This is a genomic window from Allobosea sp. OAE752 (genome assembly GCF_050433265.1).
GTDB classification, from domain to species: Bacteria; Pseudomonadota; Alphaproteobacteria; order Rhizobiales; family Beijerinckiaceae; genus Allobosea; species Allobosea spartocytisi.
On the sequence record NZ_JBNPXO010000008.1, the window covers coordinates 155,240 to 179,338 of the forward strand.

Annotated in this window: 19 protein-coding genes; 10 read left to right on the forward strand and 9 right to left on the reverse strand. The window is 68.0% G+C overall.

Going from position 1 to position 24,099, the window contains the following annotated elements; genetic code table 11:
- Positions 1-27: 27 nt before the first annotated feature.
- From GGC47_RS20215 to GGC47_RS20230, 4 genes are all read left to right on the forward strand, one after another.
- Positions 28-4,326 (forward strand): translocation/assembly module TamB domain-containing protein, encoded by a 4,299-nt coding sequence (locus tag GGC47_RS20215; protein ID WP_429068650.1) that lies wholly within the window; start codon positions 28-30, stop codon positions 4,324-4,326.
- 390 nt (positions 4,327-4,716) lie between these two features.
- Positions 4,717-6,102 (forward strand): porin, encoded by a 1,386-nt coding sequence (locus tag GGC47_RS20220; protein WP_142020688.1) that lies wholly within the window; start codon positions 4,717-4,719, stop codon positions 6,100-6,102.
- A gap of 376 nt (positions 6,103-6,478) precedes the next feature.
- A complete protein-coding gene (locus tag GGC47_RS20225) occupies positions 6,479-8,809 on the forward strand; it encodes an OmpA family protein (protein WP_429068651.1) in 2,331 nt (776 codons plus the stop codon).
- Between the two features lie 10 nt (positions 8,810-8,819).
- Positions 8,820-9,884, forward strand: coding sequence for a hypothetical protein (locus GGC47_RS20230; protein ID WP_370954119.1), 1,065 nt, complete (start codon positions 8,820-8,822; stop codon positions 9,882-9,884).
- A 25-nt stretch (positions 9,885-9,909) separates the two neighbouring features.
- Here the strand turns inward: GGC47_RS20230 and GGC47_RS20235 are convergent, their stop codons facing one another.
- Both GGC47_RS20235 and GGC47_RS20240 read right to left on the reverse strand, forming a co-directional pair.
- Complete coding sequence (locus tag GGC47_RS20235; RefSeq protein WP_038368350.1) at positions 9,910-10,797, reverse strand: alpha/beta fold hydrolase; 888 nt, start codon at positions 10,795-10,797, stop codon at positions 9,910-9,912.
- An 8-nt stretch (positions 10,798-10,805) separates the two neighbouring features.
- Positions 10,806-12,884: a transglycosylase SLT domain-containing protein gene (locus GGC47_RS20240; protein ID WP_185747820.1), complete on the reverse strand. Its 2,079-nt coding sequence runs from the start codon at positions 12,882-12,884 to the stop codon at positions 10,806-10,808.
- 171 nt (positions 12,885-13,055) lie between these two features.
- Between GGC47_RS20240 and dapA the strand changes: the two genes are divergently transcribed.
- From dapA to smpB, 3 genes are read left to right on the forward strand one after another with little or no spacing between them, the layout of a single operon-like run.
- A complete protein-coding gene (gene dapA, locus GGC47_RS20245; protein ID WP_038368349.1) occupies positions 13,056-13,949 on the forward strand; it encodes a 4-hydroxy-tetrahydrodipicolinate synthase in 894 nt (297 codons plus the stop codon).
- 53 nt (positions 13,950-14,002) lie between these two features.
- Positions 14,003-14,650 carry an FMN-binding negative transcriptional regulator gene (locus GGC47_RS20250; protein WP_113254590.1) on the forward strand — a complete coding sequence of 216 codons (648 nt, stop codon included), beginning with the start codon at positions 14,003-14,005 and terminating at the stop codon, positions 14,648-14,650.
- Positions 14,647-15,120, forward strand: a complete 474-nt coding sequence (gene smpB, locus GGC47_RS20255; protein ID WP_038368346.1) for an SsrA-binding protein SmpB — start codon at positions 14,647-14,649, stop codon at positions 15,118-15,120. Before GGC47_RS20250 ends, smpB begins: the two co-directional genes overlap by 4 nt.
- 24 nt (positions 15,121-15,144) lie before the next feature.
- Here the strand turns inward: smpB and GGC47_RS20260 are convergent, their stop codons facing one another.
- From GGC47_RS20260 to lepB, 5 genes are all read right to left on the reverse strand, one after another.
- Positions 15,145-15,780, reverse strand: coding sequence for a LabA-like NYN domain-containing protein (locus GGC47_RS20260; protein WP_038368345.1), 636 nt, complete (start codon positions 15,778-15,780; stop codon positions 15,145-15,147).
- Between the two features lie 198 nt (positions 15,781-15,978).
- Positions 15,979-16,530: a sugar O-acetyltransferase gene (locus GGC47_RS20265; RefSeq protein WP_142020691.1), complete on the reverse strand. Its 552-nt coding sequence runs from the start codon at positions 16,528-16,530 to the stop codon at positions 15,979-15,981.
- A gap of 21 nt (positions 16,531-16,551) precedes the next feature.
- Positions 16,552-17,463, reverse strand: a complete 912-nt coding sequence (gene era, locus GGC47_RS20270; protein WP_142020692.1) for a GTPase Era — start codon at positions 17,461-17,463, stop codon at positions 16,552-16,554.
- Positions 17,456-18,187 (reverse strand): ribonuclease III, encoded by a 732-nt coding sequence (gene rnc / locus GGC47_RS20275; RefSeq protein ID WP_260368319.1) that lies wholly within the window; start codon positions 18,185-18,187, stop codon positions 17,456-17,458. Before rnc ends, era begins: the two co-directional genes overlap by 8 nt.
- A complete protein-coding gene (gene lepB / locus GGC47_RS20280) occupies positions 18,184-18,951 on the reverse strand; it encodes a signal peptidase I (protein ID WP_038368337.1) in 768 nt (255 codons plus the stop codon). The genes rnc and lepB overlap by 4 nt, the downstream gene beginning before the upstream one ends.
- 457 nt (positions 18,952-19,408) lie before the next feature.
- On the opposite strand from lepB, the gene aqpZ reads away from it, so the two are divergent.
- Positions 19,409-20,134 (forward strand): aquaporin Z, encoded by a 726-nt coding sequence (aqpZ, locus tag GGC47_RS20285; RefSeq protein ID WP_038368335.1) that lies wholly within the window; start codon positions 19,409-19,411, stop codon positions 20,132-20,134.
- A 91-nt stretch (positions 20,135-20,225) separates the two neighbouring features.
- Here the strand turns inward: aqpZ and acpS are convergent, their stop codons facing one another.
- Together acpS and GGC47_RS20295 are read right to left on the reverse strand one after the other, a co-directional pair.
- Positions 20,226-20,630 (reverse strand): holo-ACP synthase, encoded by a 405-nt coding sequence (gene acpS, locus GGC47_RS20290; RefSeq protein WP_038368334.1) that lies wholly within the window; start codon positions 20,628-20,630, stop codon positions 20,226-20,228.
- Between the two features lie 9 nt (positions 20,631-20,639).
- Complete coding sequence (locus GGC47_RS20295) at positions 20,640-21,392, reverse strand: pyridoxine 5'-phosphate synthase (protein WP_038368853.1); 753 nt, start codon at positions 21,390-21,392, stop codon at positions 20,640-20,642.
- Positions 21,393-21,626: 234 nt separating this feature from the next.
- Here GGC47_RS20295 and GGC47_RS20300 point away from each other — a divergent pair, with 234 nt between their 5' ends.
- A complete protein-coding gene (locus GGC47_RS20300; protein WP_185747821.1) occupies positions 21,627-23,345 on the forward strand; it encodes an ATP-binding protein in 1,719 nt (572 codons plus the stop codon).
- 240 nt (positions 23,346-23,585) lie between these two features.
- The gene (gene rpoZ, locus GGC47_RS20305; protein WP_038368333.1) at positions 23,586-23,975 is read left to right on the forward strand and encodes a DNA-directed RNA polymerase subunit omega; all 390 of its coding nucleotides are present in this window, start codon (positions 23,586-23,588) and stop codon (positions 23,973-23,975) included.
- Positions 23,976-24,099: the final 124 nt, after the last annotated feature.

A 24,099-nucleotide genomic window follows, 5' to 3' on the forward strand; every position in this document is an offset into this window, starting at 1 on the left:
ACATTCCGTGCTGCGAAGAAGCGTGGAATGTCTCTGGCGCTCTTCGCCCTGCTGCTGACGGTCGGCCTTCTCGCCTCGGCTCATTTCGGCGGCTTCGCCCAGAATGCCCAGACCGATCGCGGTGTCGTCGCAGACCTGATCTCGAAGGCGCTCTCCAGCGACACCAGCCAGGTCTCGATTGGCGAGGTCAACGGCGCGCTGTCCTCCGATGTCGAGATCCGCGACATCGCGCTCTCGGATCGCGACGGCGTCTGGCTCAGGCTCGACCGCGTCCGTCTGGTCTGGACCCGCAGCGCGCTGCTGCTGCGCCGGCTCGATGTCGACCGGCTGGAGATCGGCAAGCTCGAGATCCTGCGCCGGCCGGCGCCGCCGCCCGCCGGGACGGTCCCCGCGAATGACGGGCCGATCCTGCCGGAATTGCCGCTCAAGGTGATCCTGCGCGCCTTCCAGCTCAACGAACTCGTGCTCGGCGAGCCGGTCATCGGTGCGGCGGCACGGCTTGGCGCGACCGGTGCCGCGCGGCTCGGTCCCCCCAATGAGGGTCTCGACCTCAAATTCGAGGCGCGGCGGCTCGATATGGGCGGGAACTTCAATGTCGACCTGTCCTTCGTGCCGGAAAGCACGCGGCTGAGGCTGGCAGCCAAGCTCGACGAGCCGGCCGGCGGCCTGATCTCGAAGGCGGCTGGGCTGCCGGGGGAGCCGCCGGTCAAGCTCGACCTGAACGGCGACGGACCACTCGATTCCTTCCGTTCGAACCTGACCTTCACGGCCGGGCCGACCATTGGCGCGGACGGCTCGGCGACGCTCAACCGCGCCGGTGCGGAGCGGCAGCTTGCGCTCGCGCTCGATGCCCGCATCGAGGGGCTGATGCCGGCGCCGGTGGCGCCGGTCTTCGCGGGCTCCACCCGGCTCGACGGCGCGGTCGGCTTCGCCGATGGCGGCGGCGTCGACATCCGCAACCTCGCGCTCGTCTCCGCACTGGCGCGGCTCGATGTGCTCGGCCGCTACAACGCCGACAGGACGCTCGACCTGCGCGTCACTGCCGCCGCACGCCCCAATGCGGAGGGCCGCACCGTGGCCTCCGGCGCCGAGATCGGCAAGCTCGCCTTCGACGCGACGATCCGCGGCCCCGTCGCCGGCCCGATCGTTGCCGCCAAGCTGGACGCCGAGGACGCGAAGCTGCCGGCGGGCCGCTTCGGCAAGGTGGGGCTGACCTTCAACGCCACGCCGAGCGGCACGATCGGCGAGCCCGGCAGCCGCATCGCGCTGACCAGCGACGGAGAGGCGAGCGGCATCGCCCTGACGGATCAGGCTTTGGCCAAGGCCGTCGGCGACAAGGTGACCTTCACCTTGCGCGGCACCGGCAATGATGACGCCACCGCCGATTTCGAGACGCTGCGCCTGGCGCTCTCCGGCATCGAGCTGGATTACAAGGGCAAGCTCGGTCAGGCCCGCGTTCTCGGCCAGCTCAAGGCGGTGTTGCCCGATCTCGCCCGGCTGAGCGGCCTCGCCCGGCGCCCGCTCGGAGGCAGGGCCGAGATCGCCGCCGAGCTCGACGCCACGCCCAAGCTCAGCAGCTATGCCGCAACGCTAAGCGGCAAGGCCGAGCGCCTCGCCACCGGCGAGGCCGTTATCGACCGGCTGCTCGCCGGCAGCCTCACGCTCGCCGGCAAGGTCAACGCGCTTGCCGGCGACTACACCGTCTCCGGGCTCAAGGTGGCGGGCCAGCATGCAAGCTTCACCGCCGACGGGGCGCTCGGACAGAATGCCTCGGACCTCAAGCTCGCGCTCGCCCTGCCGGACCTCAAGCGCGCCGATCCACGCCTCTCCGGCCGAGGTGACGTCAATGCGCAGATCACCGGCCCGCTCAGGAAGCTCGATGCCACCGCCCGCATCGCCGTTGCCAATGCGACCGCGCTGGCAAGGCCGATCCCGCGGCTCGCCATCGACGCCGTGGTCAAGGATTTGCAGGGTGCGCTCGATTCCCGCATTACCCTCGCCGGTGAGATCGACGCCAAGCCGGCAACCGGCACGATCGCGCTGAACCGCCAGCCGGACGATGGCTGGAACCTCTCCCAGCTCGACCTCGCCATCGGCTCGGTGCGCCTCAACGGTGCTGTGACGCTCGATCCGGCCAGCCGCGCCGCCGGCCGCCTGACGCTCGCCGCTCGCAATCTCGACGATCTCTCGGCGCTGGCGCTGACCAAGCTCGGCGGCCAGCTCGATGCCGACATCACGCTTGCGACCCCGGAAGGCCGCCAGAACATCGACCTGACCGCGCGCGGCACCAAGCTCGCCGGGCCTTCCGTCTCGATCGACAAGCTCGACGCAACCCTCGGTGCGAAGGACCTCTATGGGCGTCCGATGCTCGATGCCGCTATCGCCATCGACCGCGCCGTCGCGGCCGGCGAGACGATCAGCGCGATCCGCTTCGATTCGAAGGGCGCGCCCGAGGCCAGCGCCTTCACGCTCAGTGCCAATGCGCGCGGTTTCGCCCTGAAGGGTGCCGGCCGATTGGTGCCGGGCGAGCCGCTGAAGCTTGAGGTCGCCTCCTTCGACGCCCGCCGCGACGGCCGCGCCATCACGCTCGCCAATCCCGCAACCTTCAGCTTTCCGGCCTCGGGCGTCGAGATCGCCGGGCTCGCGCTCGCGATCGATGGCGGCCGCGTCACGCTCGACGGCAAGGCGGGCGAGACGCTCGACCTGCGTTTCGTCGCGCGCGACGTGCCTCTCTCGGCTGCGCGCATCGTGGCGCCGAGCCTCAACCTCTCGGGCACGCTCAACGCGCAGGCACAGGTTCAGGGCAGGCCGGATGCGCTGTCCGGCCCCTGGAACCTGCGGATCGCCCGTTTGGTGACGCCGGAGACGCAGCAGGCCGGCTTGCCGCCGGTCGAGATCGCGGGGCAGGGCGCCTTCAAGGGCAACGCCACCAGCGTCGAGGCGACCCTCAATGCCGGCCGCGGCGCGAGCCTGACTCTGCGTGGCACCGCCCCGCTCAATGCGGCCGGTGCCCTGTCTCTGGCTGCGCAGGGGCGTCTCGACGCCGCACTCGCCAACCCCATGCTCGCGGTCAACGGCCAGCGCCTGACCGGCGCGGTCGCCATCGACATGCGCGCCGAGGGCACGCCCACGGCGCCGCGCCTCAGCGGCAGCGCCACGCTCTCCAATGGCAGCTTCACCGATGCGCTGCAGGGCGTGCGCCTCACCGATATGCGGGCGCGCGTCGCGGCCAATGGCGACAACCTGACGATCGACAGCGCCTCAGCGAGCACGCCCAATGGCGGCACGATTTCGGCGAGCGGGCAGGTCAAGGTCGATCCCGCCGCCGGCTTCCCGGGCACGATCCGCATCCAGGGCAATCGCGCCCAGCTCGTCTCTAGCGGTCTCGTCACCGCTGTCGCCGGGCTCAATCTCGAGATCTCCGGCCCGCTGACGCAGCGTCCGCGCATCAGCGGACGGATCGACGTCGTCTCGCTGGATGTCGCGGTGCCCGATCGCCTACCGGCTTCGCTCAGGCCGGTCGACGGCATCAAGCACGTCAATGCCAAGGGCACCGCTGCCGCTCGTCTTGCCGCCGCGCGCAAGGCGCAGAAGGCGCGTGGCAGCCGTGGCCGGGCCGCGCCGGCCTTCGATGCGGCGCTGGCCGTCACCGTCTCGGCCCCGAGCCGCGTCTTCATTCGGGGGCGCGGCATCGACGCCGAACTCGGCGGCGAGATTCGCGTCGGCGGCACGCTGGCGGCTCCCGCGCTCGACGGCGGCTTCGATCTGCGCCGCGGCCGGCTCAACGTGCTGACCCAGCGTCTCGACTTCAGCCGCGGGCGGCTGACCTTCGCCGGCGGCCTGATTCCCGATCTTGATTTCGTCGCCGAGACCCGCGCCGCCGACGTGACCGCCAAGATCATCGTCAGCGGCCCGGCCGATCAGCCGGCCTTCGCCTTCACCTCCGAGCCGCAACTGCCGCAGGACGAGGTGCTGTCGCGGCTGCTCTTCGCGCGGGCTTCGGGCTCGCTCTCGCCCTTCCAGGCGGTTCAGCTCGCGCAGGCGGCGGCGCAGTTCGCCGGTGGCGGCGGAGACGACACCTTCGAACGGCTGCGCAAATCGCTGGGCGTCGACAATCTCGACATCCAGATGGGCGAGGGCGGCCCGACCGTGGGCGCCTCGCGCTACATCAGCGATAATGTCTCGGTCGGGGTGAAGGTCGGCGCCAAGCCGGAGGACAGCGGCGTCTCGGTCGGCATCGACGTCACCAAGCGCCTGAAGCTGCAGGCCGAGACGGGCGCGGATGGCAGCGCTGCGGTCGGCGTCGGCGCCGAGTGGGAATACTGACTCGCGGGATTCGGCCGGCATACGGGGATTCGCCCCCGAGATTCGCCGTCAAAGCCATGTTGCAGCGCCAAAACACCGGCCTCGCGGGCTGGTCTGGTTAACGCTTTGTGAATTTCGGCGGTCAAAGCGTGGCTCGCCTGCAACACCAGTTTCCAAAGCACCCCCCAGGCGACCTCTGGGGTCCGATCATGGTTGATCGGCAAGTCCGCTTTCGTATGGTGGAAATGCGTCGGGACGTTCCCGGTCGCTGTTTTTCGTCTTCGCCTCTGAATTGGGTCAGGGACGTGGGCGAAAGACCGGGAAGAGGCAGGTTCTGCGATCAGACGACAAGTCTGGGGCGGGGGGCAAGCCGAAGCCCGAGGGTCTCGAAACTCTTTTGGAGGTTACCAAATGAAGCTCGTCAAGAGCCTCCTCCTCGGTTCCGCCGCCGGCATCGCCGCGGTCGCCGGGGCTCAGGCCGCTGACCTTCCCTCGCGGAAGGCCGCTCCGGTCGAATACGTTCGCGTCTGCACCGCCTACGGTGCCGGCTTCTTCTACATCCCGGGCACCGACTCCTGCCTGCGCATCTCGGGCCGCGTTCGCGCCGAGTACGCTATCGGCACCCGCTACAGCGACTATCAGGATGCCTACGGCACCCGCGCTCGTGGCCGTCTGAACATCGACGTCCGCACCGCGACCGCCTACGGCACGCTGCGCACCTTCATCCGCTACGAGCTGACGAACAACACCGGCATCTACGGCGCCGGCGGCGTCACCCCGTTCAACGTCGGCGCGACCGTCCCGGGCTTCGTCCGCGGCGCTTCGTCGACCTCCACCGGCTCGCTGCTCGACCTGGCCTTCGTCCAGTTCGGCCCGATCACCGCTGGTCGCGCTCAGTCGTTCTTCGACTTCTACGCTTCGGACCTGAACTTCGCTTCGGTTCGTACGGCTGACTCGCGCGTCAACCTGCTGGCCTACACCGCCACCTTCGGTTCGGGCTTCTCGGCCACGATCTCGGCGGAAGACCGCACCTCGGGCACGACCGGCCGCGAGCTGCCGGGCGTTGCCTTCAACGCGCTGGTTGGCGGCGCCGCTGCTGCGGCCGTCGTTCAGGGCCAGGACTATCCGGATCTGATCGCGTCGCTGCGCGTCGATCAGGGCTGGGGTTCGGCTCAGCTGTCCGGCGCTGTCGGCCAGCGTAAGTACGCCACGGCTGCGGCTCTCAACGCTGTCAACGGCGACGAGATGATCTGGGCCGTCCAGGGCGGCGTGAAGATCAACCTGCCGATGCTCGCTGCTGGCGACGCCTTCTGGCTGCAGGCTGCTTATGCTGACGGCGCTCTCGGCTACCTCGGCTGGTCCGCTGGCAGCCTCGGCCTCGGCCGCATCGGTGGTCTGACGCTGGCTGATGCCGCGATCAACCCGATCACCGGCAATGTCGAGAACTCGAAGGGCTGGTCGGTTGTTGCGGCGTTCCGCCACTTCTGGACCCCCACCCTGCGCACCGAGATCACCGGTTCGTACTCTGAGCTGAAGCTCAAGTACCTCGACGCCGCTGCGGTTGCTTTCAACGGCGTCACCGCTCGCTCGGCTGACCCGAAGGAGTTCCTGCTCGCTGCCAACCTGATCTGGTCGCCGGTCTCCGGCCTGGATATCGGCGTCGAAGTGCTCTACTCGCACCTCGATGTTCGTTCGCCGGTCGGCCTCGTGAACAACGGCAACGCTCGCAGCGCGCTCCTCGGCATCAAGTCGGAAGACTCGGTTGCTGGCCGCCTGCGCATCCAGCGCGACTTCTGATCGCCTCTCGCGATCCTAGTCGGAAGCCCCGGGGAAACCCGGGGCTTTTTTTGTTGTCTATCTGTCCGCCGATGGTCGTCGCTGGCGGCTCCGGCCGATCCGGACTGATTGAGCCGAGCGGCCCGACGCATGGTCCTGGCGGGTGACGACGGCGCTGCGCCAGCTTGATTCGATAACTTGGGAATTGGCTCCAACCCCTTGATTGCAATGCCATCGAGGCGATGGGCTGGAGCCTTGGCCCGAAACGTGGCATCCCCTTGTCGGAACGATCCTGTGTTGGGATAAAAGAACGGATCGCGACGTTGCGTCCGCGCGGATGCGTGGCTGCGATCTGGCTGGCTTCGCTGCGGGGGCGGCGGGGAATGAGGGGCGAACGATGTCTCAACCGACGCGCTGGCTCTGGGGCGTGATTCCGCTGGCGCTGCTCTGGGGCGCGGGCAATCTGCTTCTCGACGATGCGATCCAGCGGGATGTCGCCAACCGGGCCGAGCGGGCCGTGGAGGCGAGCGCAGGAGCCACTCCGGGGGCGAGGCCGGTGACCGCGCAGGTCGAGGGGCGCGACGTCACGATCGGCGGCGAGGTCATGTCGTCAGACGGGGCGGCCAAGGCCATGGCCCAACTGCGCGGGGAGTTCGGCGTGCGCCGGGCTCTCGGCGGTCTCTCCCAGGTCGTTGCCCAGAAGCCCTATTCCTGGTTCGTCAGCCGCTTGCCCAATGTCGTGACCATCGGTGGCTTCGTGCCCGACCTCGCGGTCGCGGATGCCAATGTCGCCGCGGCCGGCGCGGCCTTGCCGGGTCTCAGGATCGACGATCGCCAGACGGTCGCTTTCGGTGCTCCCCAGGGATTCGCGGCCATGAGCGCCGCGATGATCGCCGCCTTGCCTCGGCTGGCGACCGGGCGGATCGCGCTGGATGACGGTCGCTTCTGCATCGAGGGCAAGGCCGCAACCCCCGAGGCGTTTCTGGCCTTGGAGGCGATCGGCACGAAGCCCCCGGTTGCCGGGTTCAGCGCCGTGTCCTGCGGGCTCGAGCCGCCGACGATCTCGCCCTATCGCTGGAGTGCGGCCCACACGACGCCCGACGCGGTCGAGATCCAAGGCTTCGTTCCCGACGAGGCGACGCGACGGCAGATTCTCGCGGCCTTCCAGACGGCCTTTCCGTCACCTGTCGCGATCCGTGACGGGATGTTGCCGGGCATCGGCGCGCCGTCCGCTTTCCTCGCAAAGGTGAGGCGCGCCGCTTCGGAACTGGCCCGGCTCAGAACCGGCAAGGCGGAGATCGATGGCGATGCCTATAAGCTTTCGGGCCTCGGCCCGAGCGATTATGCCGCCTGCCAGGCGCTCCGGCTGCAGATCGCGCAGCTCGATGGTCCCGACTCGGTCGCGCAGGCGACGATCGAATGCCCCCCGGCGCCCCCTGAGCCGGTCATGCCGCCCTTGCCGGAGATTCCGGGCCCGGTCCTGCATGATGTGATTCCGGCGCCCGGACCCGATCGCGGCACTCGGGGGCAATCATCCCCATCCGGAGCGCCGCCCGCGGCTTCGGCTGCCGCGCCGCAAGCGCCGGCACCGCCGGCGAAACCGGTTCCGGTCGCCCCCTGGACGGCCCGGCTTTCCGGAGAGCGGCTGACGCTGTCCGGGGCCGTGCCCGATGCGGGGGCCAAAGCCAGCCTTCTCGCACAGGCCGGACGGCTCTTCGGCGGTGCGACAGTGGAGGACCGCATGGAGCTTGCGGCGGGCGGCTCCTCTGCCGCCGACTTCGCCGCTTCGGCCGGCTACGCGCTGGAGGCGCTGTCGAAGCTCAAGGCCGGATCGGTCTCGATCCGCGACAATGCCCTCTCGATCGCGGGCGAAGCCGCCGATGCGGCAGGCTGGCAGGGCTTGCAGGCCTTGCTGGCCGGTGCCCGCCCCGCGGGACTCGTGCTGCCGTCCGCCATGGCAACGGTGACGGTCCGGCCTTATGGCCTGTCGCTCTCGGCCGATCGCGGTGGCGCGGCCTTCTCCGGCTACCTGCCGGATGAGGCGACGCGCGCGGCGTTGCACGCCCTCGTCGCGGAAACGCCGCTCGCCGGCAAGCTCGAGGACACGACCGTGATTCTGCCTGGGGCACCGGACGGCTTCGCCCAGGCCGCCAAGGCCGTGCTCGCCGATCTGCTGCGGCTCGACATCGGCTCGGCGACGCTCACCGACCGGACGGTCATGTTGCGGGGCCTCACTTGCCGGGACCTGATCAGGAGCGAGGTCGAGACCAGCGCCGCGACGGGCCTGCCGCCCGGCTTCTCCGCGGATGTCGTCGTCAGCCAGCGCCAGACCGGTTGCGTCGTCGATCCGCCGGCGAGCTGCCAGAACGACCTCGACGGATTGACCCGGCAGAACCCGGTGCTGTTCGCGCAAGGCACCGCGGTGGTCGATCTCGACCCCGTGACCGAGCGCGTCATCGGCGAGGCTGCGTCCATTCTGAAGAAATGCCCGGGCGCGCGCGTCACCATCGAGGGCCACGCCAATCGCGACGGCGAATGGCGCGGCTTCGACAATCTCGACCTGTCGATGCGGCGGGCCGAGCGCGTGCGGGACGAACTGGCGCGGCGCGGCATCGATCCCGCCCAGCTCGTGGTGAAGGGCTATGGCAGCACGCGGCCGCTGTTGCCCTATGGCGCCGCCCAGGCGCGCGAGATGAACCGCCGGGTTCAGTTCACGGTGGCGAAGTAGGGAGGGGACCATGCTCTATCTCGCCAGCCGGTTCGTCTGGTTTCTCCTGGCCGCTCTCGTGCTGGGCTTCGTCATGGGCTGGATCAGCCAGAGCGGGTCTGCGCGCCGCTTCTGGAGTCGTGGCTGGAGCCTCGTCGCCTTGCTCTGGCTTTGCGGCGCGGCCCTGGCCTGGTTGCAGCTCGTCAACGGCGTGGCGGCGATGTGGCTCGAAACGGCCTTGCTCTTCGTCGCGGTCTATTGGCTCGGCTGCGTGGCGGGCACGCTGCTGCACCCGCTCGACGATGATGTGAAGGAAACGGCCACCGCCTCGGTTGCGACCGTATCGACGGCCGTGCCGGTTGCGGCCAACGAGCCCGCCATTGCCGCGGTTCAGGCACCGGCAGATGCCGGCCGGACGCTTCCGCCCGTCGAGAACGAGGAGGCGCTGCCCGGCCAGAGGCCTGCCGCATTGGCCGAGGCGCGCGGCGGCAAGGCCGACGACCTCAAGCTCATCAAGGGGATCGGCCGGCAGAACGAGGGGCGCCTGCACGGGCTCGGCATCTGGCATTTCGAGCAGATCGCCGCCTGGACTCCGGAGAACGTCGAATGGATCGGGGGCTATCTCGCTTTTCACGGTCGCATCGAGCGCGAGGACTGGGTCGGTCAGGCGAAGCGCCTGGCCACCGGCGAGACCACGGAATTCGCCGACCGCGCCCGCGCCGGGCTCGTCGAGACCTCGCGTGATGACGGCTCGGCCGGGCAGGGCAATGTCGCGGCGCTCGAAGGCGACGGCTTCGAAGGGCGGCGGCCGGAACATCTGCTCGCCGCGGCGCGGGATGGCAAGCCCGACGATCTGACGCTGATCAAGGGCATCGGACCGGCGATCGCAGCCGATCTCAACCGGCTCGGCATCTGGCATTTCGACCAGATCGCCGCTCTCGGCGACGAGGAGATGCGCTATGCCTCCGCCTTCGCAGGGGCGCCCGGCCGTGGCCTTTCCGAGAACTGGCGCGAGGACGCCGGAATCCTCGCCCATGGCGGCGACACGCAGCATTCGCGGACGCTGAAGGCCGAGCGCGCGAAGGCGAAATCCTGACGCATCGGACCGGACGCGCCGCGATCTAGCCCGCCCGCCGCTCCGCCTTGGCGATAAGCTTGCCGATGCGGCGGATCATGTCCTTGCTGCCGAGCAGCGGCGCATGGCCTTGTCCGGGCGCCACATGGGTCTCGCAATCCGGGTGGCGTTCGGCCATCTCCTGCAAGGTTTTCTCGGCGAGCAGGTCGGAATTCGCGCCGCGGATCGCCAGAACCGGCACGCCCTGCAAGGCCTCGAAATAGGGCCAGAGCACCGGCAGCGGCGCTTCGAGGTCGAGCTCTTCCAGCACCTTCATCAGGTTGGTGTCGTAGTCCGGCCGCAGCGGCCCGTCGCGATCGGTCCAGGTCCGCCGCGCCATCAAGTCCCATTCGGCATCGCCCAGCAGCGGAAATTGCTGGTCGGAGAGCCGCTTCAGGATCTCCGCGCCCTCCGAAAAGCTGCGCGGCTTGGGCAGTTTGCCGACATAGCCGCGGATGCGCAGCAGCCCGCGCGCATCGATGACCGGGCCGACATCGTTGAACACCACGCCCGTGATGACGGCAGGCCGCGCCGCCGCCAGCGCCATGGTGAGCAGGCCGCCGCGCGAGGTGCCGATGAACGCCGCCCGCTCGATGCCGGCGACCACCAGCACCTGCATCAAATCGTCGAGTTCGACGCGGATGTCGTAGTTCTTCCAGTTGGCGTCATAGGCCGAGAGGCCGCGCCCGCGATAATCCAGCGCGAGCACGCGGCGCGGCTTCGTCTCGTCCTGCGACAATGCGAGTGCGACCTCGTGGAAATCGGCGGCGGTACGGGCGAAGCCAGGCAGGCAGATCACCGGCAGCGCCGGCGAGGCGAGGGGGCCGTAATCGCGGGCATGCAGCCTGAGCCCGTCGGAAGCCGTGAAGAAGCGGGAAGCGAAGCCGGTGTCCATCCCCCGAGCTAATCGCGTCGGCCGCCCCGCTTCAAGTCGTAGTCGATCAGATAGGCGGTACGCTGGTTCAGCCGCTGCCGGTAGACCTGCAGATTCTCCATCACGCGCTGGACGTAGTTGCGCGTCTCGGAGAAAGGAATGCGCTCGACCCAGTCGACGGCATCGACTTCCGGATCGCGCGGGTCGCCATAGGCGGCGATCCACTTCTTCACATTGGGCGAGCCGGCATTATAGGCGGCGAAGGTCAGGATGTAGGAGCCGCGCCATTCCCTGAGCAGGTCGTTGAGATGGGCCGCGCCCATGCGCGCCGCATAGAGCGGATCCTGCCCCAGCTTCTCCCAGTCGAAGGGCAGGCCGGCCCGGCGCGCCGTCTCGCGGGCGGTCGCCGGCATCATCTGCATCAGCCCCCGCGCGCCGGCCTGCGACATGGCGGTCGGGTCGAAGGCGCTTTCCTGCCGCGCGATGGCGTGGACGATGGCGCGCTCCATCGGATCGCCCAGCACGTCGAAATCCGGCACGCCATGGGTCGGATAGGCCGCCTGGTCGAGCGGGAAGCCTCGCTGCAGCGCGGATTTGCCGATGGCGACGAGGGTGCGCGCATCGGCCTCCTTGCGGGCGATGGCCGCGATCGTCTCCAGCGCGGCGGCCGTGTGCAGGCGCTGCGCCAGATCGGCGAGCATCAGATTGGCGAGGTCGCGCTCACCGATCTTGTAGAGCAGGCGCACACCGCGATGGCCCGGCAGCGTATCGAGGCCGGCGGCGGCCGTGAGCCGCAGCGGCAGGTCGGCGAGGCCAAGCCTGGCCCGCGCGAGCTGCCCGTAATAGGCGACGGGCTGTTCGGCCGCCTTCCCGAAGGCCGCTTTCGCTTCTTCCGGCTTGTCGAGCGCCTCATAGGCGCGACCGCGCCAATAGGCGGCGCGCGCCACCGAAATCGGCGTCTCCGCCACGGTGGCGGCAGCGTCGAAATGCTTCAGCGCCGCCTCGGCGTTCTTCAGGAAGCGCAATGCGATGAAGCCCGCCTGCCATTCGGCTTCGATGCGTTCGGGCGCGTCCTCGGCGCCATGCCCCGCCGCGACCTCATAGGCTTTCTGCGCATTGCCGGCATCGAGCAGCTTGCGCGACAGGATGCGCCGTTCCTCCCACCAGCCATCGCCGTCGCCCAGCAGCGCCGGGTCGCGCGGAATGGCCGTCAGGGCCTTGGCGGCATCGTCGAGCTTGTCGCCGCGCCGCGCCTGCTGCGCCTGCAGGAAGGCGAAGGAGATGTCGCCGCGCAACGAGGCCGGCACGGCCGAGATCAGCTTCTCGGAGATCGGCCGCCGGGCCGCGGCGCTGGCGATGCGGGCGCGGGCCAGCGGGACATAGTCGGCCGAGACGCGCGCGGCGCTGCGCAGCGCCGCCGGCCCGTCCTGGCGGAACAGGTAGCGCTCGGTGCGCAGGCGATGGTCTTCCCTGGTCAAGGCATCGCCGAATTGCGCCAGGACGATCTTCTCCAGCGCCTGCCCGAACGGGTCCTTGCGCCAGCTTTGCCGGATGAGGGCGAGCGCATCGTCGCTCTTGCCTTCGTCCTTGAGCGCCAGCGCCAGCGCGATGCGCCCGGAGGGCGAGACCGGCTGCCGGCCGTGGAAGAAGGCGCGGATGACGGCGGGGCTCTTCTTTTCTGCGATCAGGGCCTCCTCGGCCCGGCGTCGAAACCGGGTGGTGGCCGGATAGTTCGGGTGATCGCGCAGGAAGGCGTCGATCCGCGTGAAGGGCACGACCCCGGCATTGGCATGGATCGCGACCCATTCCAGCAAAGCGCGGGTGCCCGGCTCGTCGATCCGCGCTGCGAGGGCGTCGCCGTCCGCCAGCGCGCCCTTGCGATAGGCCGCGACCGCCGAGCGCACCATCTCGAGATTGACCGTTTCGTCTCCCGGGAGCGCGGCAGGGGGATAGGGCGGCAGCGAGCTGGTGGTCTCGACGTCGCGGATCATGGCCAGCGTCTGCTGGCTGGCGAGCATGCCGTCGTCGCCCGCCCGGGTCGTGGAGGCGCAGAGCATCAGAGGCAGCAGGACGCCCGGCAATCGTCGCCGGAGGGCAGGCGAGGCCATGGCGTGTCTCCATCCTCGTGCTGGCATCGGATGATGGTCGGGGAAGCGGGTTGATGAAAGCTTAACTATGAAGCCACGCAATTTCATGGGTTGTTGGCTTTGCCTTGGCGAGGTGAGGGTTTATGTGTGACGGCCCGTAACCCCGTGTTTCTGCCTTTCAGGATCGTCCTCATGACCAAGCACCCCGCCTTTACCGGCTCGATGCCCGCTCTGGTCACGCCGTTCAAAGACGGCAAGGTCGACGAGGCTGCGCTGCGGGCGCTGGTCGATTGGCAGATCGAGAGCGGCTCGACCGGCCTCGTCCCGGTCGGCACCACCGGCGAGAGCCCGACGCTCTCCCATGACGAGCACAAGCGCGTCGTCGAGATCGTCGTCGCCCAGAACAAGGGCCGCGTTCCGGTCATCGCCGGTGCCGGCTCCAACAACACGACGGAAGCCATCGACCTCGCCGTTCACGCCGAGAAGGCGGGCGCCAACGCTCTCCTCGTCGTCACGCCCTATTACAACAAGCCCACCCAGGAGGGCATGTACCAGCACTTCAAGGCGGTGAACGACGCGGTCGGCATTCCGATCATCATCTACAACATCCCGCCGCGCTCGGTGGTCGACATGTCGGTCGAGACGATGGCCCGGCTCTACGAGCTCAAGAACATCGCCGGAGTGAAGGACGCCACCGCCAACCTCGCCCGCGTCTCGCAGCAGCGCCACGCCATGGGGCCGGATTTCATCCAGCTCTCGGGCGAGGACATGACGGCGTTGGCCTATATGGCGGCCGGCGGTCATGGCTGCATCTCGGTGGTCGCCAATGTCGCGCCGCGCCTCTGCGCCGACCTGATGGAGGCTGCGCTCAAGGGCGATTACGCCAAGGCGTTGAAGGTGCAGGACCGGCTGGTGCCGCTCCATGACGCCACCTTCAAGGAGCCGGGCCTCGCCGGCGCCAAGCATGGCCTGAAGCTGCTCGGCCGCATCGAGGAGGAGATCCGCCTGCCGCTGCTGCCGGTGACGCCGGCGACGGGGAAGGTGATCCGCGAGGCCATGGTTTTCGCCGGGCTGATGAATGCCTAAATAGGGATTGTGTTCGACCGGTCGCCCCGGCCGAAGCCAGGGATACCGGAACGATGTACGAGCCCAGTCACTTCAAGGTCGAGGACCGCGCGCAACTGCACGCGGTCATCCGCCAGCATCCGCTCGCCACGCTGGTGACGGTGGGCGAGGGCGGCCTGATCGCCAATCCCGTGCCCTTCGTCCTGCATGAGGATATCGGCGAGAACGGCGTGCTGCGGGCCCATCTCGCCCGACCCAACGCGCAATGGAAGGCGATCGCGGCCGGTGCCGAGACGCTGGTGATCTTCACCGGCGTCGAGCGCTATGTCACGCCTGCCTGGTATGCGACCAAGCGCGAGACCGGCAAGGTCGTGCCGACCTGGAACTACGTCACGGTGCAGGTGCGCGGTTCCGCCCGCACCATCGAGGACCCGGCCTGGCTGCGCGCCCAGCTCGAATCGCTGACGCGGCAGCAGGAGGCGCCCCGCGCCGAACCCTGGGCCGTGACCGACGCGCCCGAGCCCTTCATCGCGGCACAGACCCGCGGCATCGTCGGCATCGAGGTCGAGATCGCCTCGATCATCGGCAAGTTCAAGCTCAGCCAGAATCGGCGCGAGGACGACAAGCTCGGCGTTCTCAACGGCTTGAGCGCCGATCCTGAATCGGAATCGCAGGCGATGGCGGCGCTCGTCAGGGAACATGGATTCGGCGGGAACGCATGAAAAAGCCCGATCCAGAGCGCTACAGGCTCGCCGCCGATAATCGCAAGGCGCGCTTCAACTACGAGATCAAGGAAACCGTGGAGGCGGGCATCGCCCTGCAGGGGACCGAGATCAAGTCGTTACGCGGCGGCAAGGCGACGATCGGCGAGAGCTATGCCGGCCCGATGGGGACGGAGCTCTTCCTGTTCAACGCCCATATTCCGGAATATCTCGAGGCGAACCGCTTCAATCACGAGGTCCGCCGGCCGCGGAAGCTCCTGCTTCACAGGCGGGAGATCAACAAGCTGATGGGCGCGGTCCAGCGCGAGGGCATGGCCCTGATTCCGCTCAAGGTCTATTTCAACGACAAGGGCAGGGCGAAGGTCGAGCTCGGCCTCGGCAAGGGCAAGAAGCTCCACGACAAGCGCGAGACCGAGAAAGAGCGCGACTGGAATCGCGACAAGCAGCGGTTGTTGAAGAGCGGCGGGTAGGGCGGCGCCGGTCCCGCGCCAAACTCACCCCTCGACCGGCTCGTCGCCCTGGCGGATGCCGTAGCGCCGCTCCAGCCCGGGATTGCCGGGCGTCACCGGCCCGCCCGGCGCGCCGCCGCTGCGGGCACTGCGCTCGGCCGGGTCGCGTCCGATCTTCGGCATGAGCTGGGCGAGGTCGAGGAATTCGTCGCACTGGCGGCGCAGCTCGTCGGAGACCATCGGCGGGTTGGTCGAGATGGTCGAGACCACCCAGACCTTCACGCCCTTGCGCTGCACGGCTTCGACCAGCGGCCGGAAATCGCCGTCGCCGGAGAACAGGTAGATCTGGTCGAGATGCGGCGCGAGCTCGAGCATCTCGATCGCCAGCTCGATATCCATGTTGCCCTTCACGCGCCGGCGCCCGGTCGCGTCGGTGAACTCCTTGGCAGCCTTGGTGATGACGCGATAGCCGTTGTAATCGAGCCAGTCGACCAGCGGGCGGATGGAGGAATACTCCTCGCTCTCCACCAGCGTGGTGAAATAGAACGCGCGGATCAGGTTGCCGCGTCCCTGAAACTCGCGCAGCAACCGGCGGTAATCCATGTCGAAGCCCAATTGCTTCGAGGTTGCATAAAGATTGGCGCCGTCGATGAACAGCGCAATGCGCGGTGAGGCGGCCATGGCAACAACTCCTGCTGAAATGTCATCAAATATTCAAGATGGGGGCCAATCGCGTTGGAACAATGTCAATTCACGGAGAATGGCCTCGTTTCATATGACAATTGCGTGGCGATCTGTCGCGTAGGCCCGTTCCGTTGGGGCTGCCGGTGAAGCGGGCGGGGCTTGCGGCAATCGTTCCGGCGCCCGTCCATGCCCTGCTCATTTCCGGCCGAGGGGACGCGCCGGATTGCCGGCGACGGTCGCACCGGCCGGCACGTCGCGCGTGACCACGCTGCCTGCGCCGATGATGGCGTCGTCGCCGATCGTGACGCCGGGCAGGATGATCGCGCCGCCGCCGATCCAGACGTTGCGGCCGATGCCGACAGGCCGGCCGAATTCCAGCATCCGTGCACGCTCCCCGGGATCGCGCGGATGGTCGGCCGTCAGGATCTGCACGCCCGGCCCGATCTGCGTGCCCTGGCCGATCGCCACCGCGACCACGTCGAGGATGACGCAGTTGAAGTTCAGGAAAACGCCGTCGCCGAGGCTGATGTTGTAGCCGTAGTCGCAATGGAAGGGCGGCCGGATGGTGACGTCGCGCCCGACATGCCCGAGCGCTTCGCGCAAGAGCGCGGGCCTCTCCTCCGGCCTGGCGGTGGTGGCGTTGAAGCGTTCCATCCAGGCGCTGATGCGGCGCTGATCGGCGACCAGTTCGGGATCGTCGGCGCGATAGAGCTCGCCCGCGAGCATCCTGTCCTTTTCGCTGCGCATGGCGGCTGTCCCGTGCCCGGCTCAGCCCTTGGGGAACTCCAGCCCCATCTCGCGATAGCGCTCCGGATCGTCGCTCCAGTTCTCGCGCACCTTCACGAACAGGAAGAGATGGACCTTGGCCTCGGCCGCCTCGGAAATCTCGACGCGCGCCTTCTGGCCGATCGCCTTGATGGTCTGGCCGCCTTCGCCGAGCACGATCTTCCGCTGGCCCTCGCGCTCGACATAGATCGTCTGCTCGATGCGGACCGAGCCGTCGGGCCGCTGCTGCCAGCTCTCGGTCTCGACCGTCGAGCGATAGGGCAGTTCGTCATGCAGCCGCTCGAAGATCTTCTCGCGGGTGATCTCGGCGGCGAGGAAGCGCAGCGGCGCGTCCGAGATCTGGTCCTCCGGGTAAAGCCAGGGGCCGAGGGGAAGGCGCTTCTCCAGCCAGACGAGGATGTCCTTGACGCCGTAGCCGGTCAGTGCCGCGACCATGAAGGTCGCCTCGAACTGGCCGAGCTCGTTCACCTTGGCGGTGATCTCGAGCAGCTTTTCCTTCGCCACCGTGTCGATCTTGTTGAGGATCAGGAATTTCGGCTGCTTCAGCTCGGAGAGCTTCTCCAGCAGCGCGGTGTTTTCCTCATGCTCGAAGCGGGCGACGTCGATCAGTACGCCGATCAGGTCGGCGTCGGTGGCGCCGCCCCAGGCGCTCGTCACCATGGCGCGGTCGAGCCGGCGCTTGGGCGCGAAGATGCCGGGCGTATCGACGAAGATGACCTGCGTCGGCCCCGACAGGGCGATGCCGCGCACCTGCGTGCGCGTCGTCTGCACCTTGCGCGAGACGATCGAGACCTTGGCGCCGACGAGCTGGTTGAGCAGCGTCGACTTGCCGGCATTCGGCGCGCCGATCAGCGCGACGAAGCCGCAGCGTGTGGGTTGGTTGGCCTCAGACATTGTCGCCCTCCGGCTTGTCGTTCCACAAACCCTCGCGTTTCAGAAAAGCTTCGGCAGCGGCCTGCTCGGCCAGCCGTTTCGATGGACCGCGCGCTTCCGCGTCCTCGAGCCCGGTGATCTTCGCCGCGACCATGAAAACCGGCGCGTGGTCCGGCCCCGAGCGGCCGAGCTCGCTATAGGTCGGCGTCGGGTAGCCCTTGCCTTGCGCCCATTCCTGCAGCGCGGTCTTGGCGTCGCGCAAGGGGCGCACCGGCTTCATCAGCCGCTCGCCGAAGCCGCGCTCGACCAGCGCGCGCGCCGCCTCGTAGCCGCCATCGATGAAGACCGCGCCGATGATCGCCTCGCAGGCATCCGCCAGGATCGCCTTGTTCTTGCGGGCGCCGCCCAGGATCTCGCCGTCGCCGAGCCGCATGAACTGGCCGAGATTCCAGCTCTGAGCCACCTCGGCGCAGGTCTCCTTGCGCACGAGATCGGCGAGCCGGCGCGAGAGATCGCCTTCCTCGGATTGCGGATAGCGCCGAAACAGCATGTCCGCGATCGAGAGGCCGAGCACGCGGTCGCCAAGGAATTCCAGGCGCTGATAGCTCGCCAGCCGCAATTCCTCGGCGCTCATATGGGTGAGCGCCGTCGCCAGCAGGGCCTTGTCGTTGAAACGATGTCCGAGCGTGGCTTCGAGCCGCGCCGTGTCCGGGGCCTTGCGCCCGCCTTCAGCCGCTTTGCTCACTTGATGGTGCTGAAGATCCGGTTCCAGCGAACCGTGGAGGGCCATTCCCAGATCTTCCAGGCCGAAGCGCCCTCGTCGATCGAGAAGAAGATGATCTCCGCCCGCCCGACGAGGTTCTCGAAGGGCACGTAGCCGACGCTGCGGTCGCGCGAGTCGAGCGAGTTGTCGCGGTTGTCGCCCATCATGAAGAAATGGCCGGGCGGCACGGTGAAGACCTGCGTGTTGTCGAAGGTGCCGGTGTCGCCCTCGCGCTCGATGATCTCGTGGCTCACGCCGTTGGGCAGGGTCTCGACATAGCGGATCACCGGGACGTTGCGGCCCCAATTGTCGCTCGTGACATAGTCGGCGATGCGCTCGCGCTTCACCGGCTGGCCGTTGATGTTGAGGATGCCTTCGATCATCTGGATGCGGTCACCGGGCAGGCCGATGACGCGCTTGATGTAATCGGTCGAATTGTCGCTCGGCAGCTTGAAGACGGCGATGTCGCCGCGCTTGGGCTCGGCCGCCCAGACGCGGCCGGACATCACCGGAGGCCCGAACGGAATCGAGTAGCGCGAATAGCCGTAGGTGTATTTCGAGACGAACAGGTAATCGCCGATCAGCAATGTCGGGATCAGCGAGCCGGACGGGATGTTGAAGGGCTGGAACAGCAGGGTGCGGATGACGAGCGCGATCAGAAGGGCCTGGACGACCACCTTGATCGTCTCGAGGATGCCGCCTTCTTCCTTGGCCGCCTTGGTTTTGCTGTCGACGTCGTTGGCCACGCGGGCGCTCCCTGCAGCATCGGACCGGAAAGCGGACTCCACTTTCCGGACACATCCGGTGCGATCATAAAATATACGGATCACCGCGCGTCCCCTGGGGCGCGCGGTGATCCAGACTGCGATCCAGCGCGCGGTCTACAGCATCGGGCCGCAAAGTGGAAACCACTTTTCCGCGCAATCCTCTGCCCTGACAAGGGGATGGGCCGCCATGCGCTCTCCCGGTGCAGGGTCGCCGATCCGCCCGTCGTGCCTGGCGATCTCGCCGAGGTTAAGGCGCTCGCACTATGGCGATTCCGCGGCGACGGCGGCCTTCTGCGGTGCCTGCCATGCCGATGATGCAATGCAGCAGAAGCAGCAAGGTTGAGCCGGCGTCCATGCTCCGGACGCGGAGGTCGGATGTTGACGAATCTCCGGCGCAAGGCCAGTGTTCGCGAGTATTCAATCGGGGGTTATTTTAATGAATGCAAAGAAATATGCCGCCGAAGCCATCGGCACGTTTTGGCTTACTTTTGCTGGCTGCGGTAGCGCCGTCATTGCCGCCGGCTTTCCGAATGTGGGTATCGGTCTGCTCGGCGTTTCGCTCGCCTTCGGCCTCACGGTCGTCACGATGGCTTATGCCATCGGACATATCTCCGGCTGCCATCTCAACCCGGCGGTGACGGTCGGCCTCGCGGCCGGCGGGCGTTTCCCCGGCGGGCAGGTGGTCCCCTATATCGTGGCGCAGGTCGTCGGCGCGATCGTCGCCGCGGGCCTCCTTTATGTCATCGCGCGTGGCGCGCCTGGCTTCGATCTCGCCGGCGGCTTCGCCTCGAACGGCTATGCCGAGCATTCGCCCGGCAAGTACAACCTCGTCTCGGCCTTCCTGATGGAGGTCGTGATGACGATGATGTTCCTCTTCATCATCATGGGTTCGACCCATGGCAAGGCGCCGGCCGGCTTCGCGCCGCTCGCCATCGGCCTGGGCCTCGCCCTCATCCATCTGGTCAGCATCCCCGTGACGAACACCTCGGTGAATCCGGCCCGCAGCACCGGTCCGGCGCTGTTCGTCGGCGGCTGGGCCCTTCAGCAGCTCTGGCTGTTCTGGGTGGCGCCGCTGCTCGGCGGCATCCTCGGCGGCGTGATCTATCGCTGGCTGAGCGACGAGCCGCAGGGCGTCGTCAGCGGCACCCAGCCGGCCGAATAAGCCAGGCTCGAGCTTTCAGGCTCAAAATGAGGCCGGCGCCACCAGCGCCGGCCTTTTTTTGTTCGGTTGAAGATGACGGCGCGCCGTGCTTTCAGCCGCCAGCCGGCCGAGCCTCGATCACCACGAAGGCCTGCGCCATCGGCGGATCGTCGGTCAGCGAGACATGGACGAAGGCCTCGAAACCGGCCGGCGTCATCGCCTTCAGCCGCTCGGCCGCGCCGCCGGTGAGCCGCATCGTCGGCCGCCCGCCGGGCAAGTTGACCACTTCCATATCGCGCCAGAACACACCGGCACGCATGCCGGTGCCGAGCGCCTTGGAGCAGGCCTCCTTGGCGGCGAAGCGGCGGGCATAGGACGCAGCCGGCGTCGCGCGCCGGTCGGATTTCGCCCGCTCGCCCTCAGTGAAGATGCGATGGGTGAAGCGCTCGCCGAAGCGGTCGAGCGACTTCTGGATGCGCGTGATGTCGCAGAGATCGGAGCCGATGCCGAGGATCATGCCCCCGACTTAAATCGCCGCGCGCCCTTCGTCCATGGCCTGACGCATGGCCGTGATCGCGGCTTCGAGCCCGACGAAGATCGCCTCGCCGATCAGGAAATGGCCGATGTTGAATTCCGCGAAGGCCGGCACCGCGGCGAGCTTGCGGGCCGTCGCGTAGTCGAGCCCGTGCCCGGCATGGACCTCGAGGCCGAGCCCGGCCGCATAGGCCGCTCCGCTCTTCAGCCGCTGGAACTCCGCCTCGGCCTTCGCGGCATCGCCATCGGCGACGGCATGGCACCAGCTTCCGGTATGCAATTCGACGACGGGCGCGCCCAGCTTCGCCGCGATCGCGATCGGCGCCTCGTCCGGCTCGATGAACAGCGAGACGCGGCAGCCGGCGGCCTTCAGTCGGGCGATGCGCGGCGCGAGCTGGGCCTGCTGGCCGACGACGTCGAGGCCGCCCTCGGTGGTGCGCTCCTCGCGCTTTTCGGGCACGAGGCAGGCCGCGTGCGGCCGGAAGCGCTCCGCCAGCACCATCATCTCGTCGGTGGCGGCCATCTCGAAATTGAGCGGCTTCGTCAGTTCCGCGGCAAACCGGGCCATGTCCTCGTCGCGGATATGGCGCCGGTCCTCGCGCAGATGGGCGGTGATGCCGTCAGCCCCCGCCTTGATCGCCAGATGCGCCGCGCGCACCGGATCGGGCAGGGCGCCGCCGCGTGCGTTACGCACCGTCGCGACATGGTCGATGTTCACACCCAGACGCAGCCGCTCGGCCATGATCCGCCCCCTTATTTCGTATCGCCGTGCATAGACGAAACGGACCCCTGGGCTCAATGCAGCGAATGTGATGGCAGGGCCACCAATTCTGATCGGTTCGCGGGATGGGCCCTGAAACGGCCAAGGCGAGCGAACGGCTTTGCGGTTTGCTAACCGCGAATCCATGAGCCGGCCGCCATGAAGTCAATCGTAACCGGGCCGTCTCTACTTATGGTCGGCACAGGGACGGGGAAGGCGATGCAGCTAGCCGTGAAATCGGGCATCTTCGAAAGCGACGCCATGCCGGACCGGCGCGACACGAAGCAGCCGCCGGAGCGCGTGCTCGGCCGCGTGATCGCCTGCGATGGCGCGCGCGCCACGATCCTCAGCGCCGTCTCGACGGGAAGCTGGCTGGCCGGCGACGCCTGGGCGATCGGCCGCATGATCTCGATCAATCTCGGCAGCAGCCGCATCGTGGCGCTGGTCTATCGCGTGCATGCGGTCGAGGCGGCCTGGACCGACACGGCCGAGAATCCGATCCGGATCGAGGTCGAGTTTCTCGGTGAGGTGCTGGAGGGCTCGGACGGCAAGACGCGCTTCCAGAGCGGCATCACCAACTATCCGCCGATCGGCGCCGTGGCGCACCGCATCCGCACCGGCGATCTCGCGCTGGTGCATGATCTCGGCGAACGCGGCGGCGTGGTGATCGGCCAGATCACGCAGGATGCGAGCATCCCCGCGACCGTGAACATCCAGGACATGCTCTCCCGCCATTTCGCGCTGCTGGGCACCACCGGCGTCGGCAAGTCGAGCGCGGTCGCGCTGCTGCTGCGCAAGGCCGTCGCCGTCCGCCCGCGCCTGCGCGTGCTCATTCTCGACCCGCACAACGAATATTCGAGCGCCTTTCCCGAGCTTGCGCTGACGATCGACGGCGACGCGCTCGATCTGCCGTTCTGGATGTTCAAGCAGGAGGAGCTGGCCGAGGTCGTCTTCCGCGGGCGTCCGGCGCTGGACGACGAGCCCGACATCCTGCGCGAGGTCGTGGCCGCGGCGCGCACCCGCTACCGCACGCCGACCGCGCCGGATCTGGCGCGGGATCTCGGTTCCTCGCTGCTGAAGCGCCCGCTCGATATCGGCGGCCCGCGCGCGGCCGGGCCGGAGCCGGTGCAGGCCCAGGCGAGCCATGATGCGCCGACGCCCTACCGGCTCAAGGACGTCTTCGCCATCATCGACGAATTGATCGGCCTGCACGAGCAGCGCTGGCCCCGCGCCGCGCTGCGCTCGCTCAAGGTCCGGCTGGAATCGCTCCATGCCGATCCGCGCTACCGCTTCATGTTCGGCCGCGCCAACATGTACGAGACCATGGCGCCGATCCTCGGCCAGATCTTCCGCGTTCCCATGCATGGCCGCCCGATCACGGCCTTCCAGCTCGGCGGCCTGCCGGGCGAGGTGGTCAATGCGGTCGCCTCCGTGCTGTCGCGCCTCGCTTTCGAGCTGGCGGTCGCCAGCCAGGGTGCGATCGAGGTGCTCGTGCTCTGCGAGGAGGCGCATCGCTACGTGCCGTCCGATCCGCAGCTCGGCTTCGCGCCGACGCGCCAGGCCATCGCCCGCATCGCCAAGGAAGGCCGCAAATACGGCGCCTATCTCGGTGTCGTGACCCAGCGCCCGGGCGAACTGGACCCGACGATCATGTCGCAGTGCTCGACGATCTTCGCGATGCGCCTCGCCAATGAGCGCGACCAGCAGATCATCCGCTCGGCGATCTCGGACGCCTCCGCCAGCACGATCGCCTTCCTCTCCTCGATCGGCAACCGCGAGGCCATCGCCTTCGGCGAAGGCGTGGCGACGACCATGCGCATGCGCTTCGCCGCGCTCGCGCCGCACGAGCTGCCGGCCATGGGCGGCAAGACCGCGGCGGAGGAGGGCGCGCGCTTCGACCCGACGCTCGACGATCTGGTGCGGCGGATGCGCGCCTGAATCCACCGTCATTTCGGGCTTGACCCGGAATCCATCGTAAGGTGCCGTGCTCTATGATGGATTCCGGATCGGCGCCGCGATGCGGCTTGTCCGGAATGACCGCGGAGGGCGGCCGCTCGGTTGACGTTTGCCGCCGGCGGCTTGTATCTCAGCCAGCGAAATTCTTGCATCGCGGCGGCTTTGCCTGTATGGCCGTCGCAGATTCATCTCCCTGCATCGCCGAGATCGGAAGGAGCCGCCATGGCTCGCGTTACCGTTGAAGACTGCATCGACAAGGTCGACAACCGCTTCGAGCTGGTCCTGCTCGCGGCTCATCGCGCTCGGAACATCGCTTCGGGCTCTTCGATCCTGGTGGCGCGCGACAACGACAAGAACCCCGTCGTCGCGCTCCGCGAGATCGCCGAAGAGAAGCTGAAGCCCGAGGATCTGAAGGAAGAGCTGATCCACTCGCTGCAGAAGCATGTCGAGGTCGACGAGCCGGAGCCGGAGACCGTCCCGCTGCTCGCCAGCCCCACGAGCGCCGCGACCTCGGACAACGAAGTCCAGTTCGACCGCATGAGCGAGGAAGACCTGCTGCGCGGCCTCGACGGCCTTGTGCCGCCGACCGAGAGCGCCGACGACGAGGATTGATTCCCGTCGGGGAATTTCTTCACCGTTTTGCTCTAAAGCCCGGCACTGCCGGGCTTTTTCATGCCCGATACTCGGAAAAGCGCCTTGCTGCCGCCCAGACCTGTGCAAATAATAATGCGTTGCA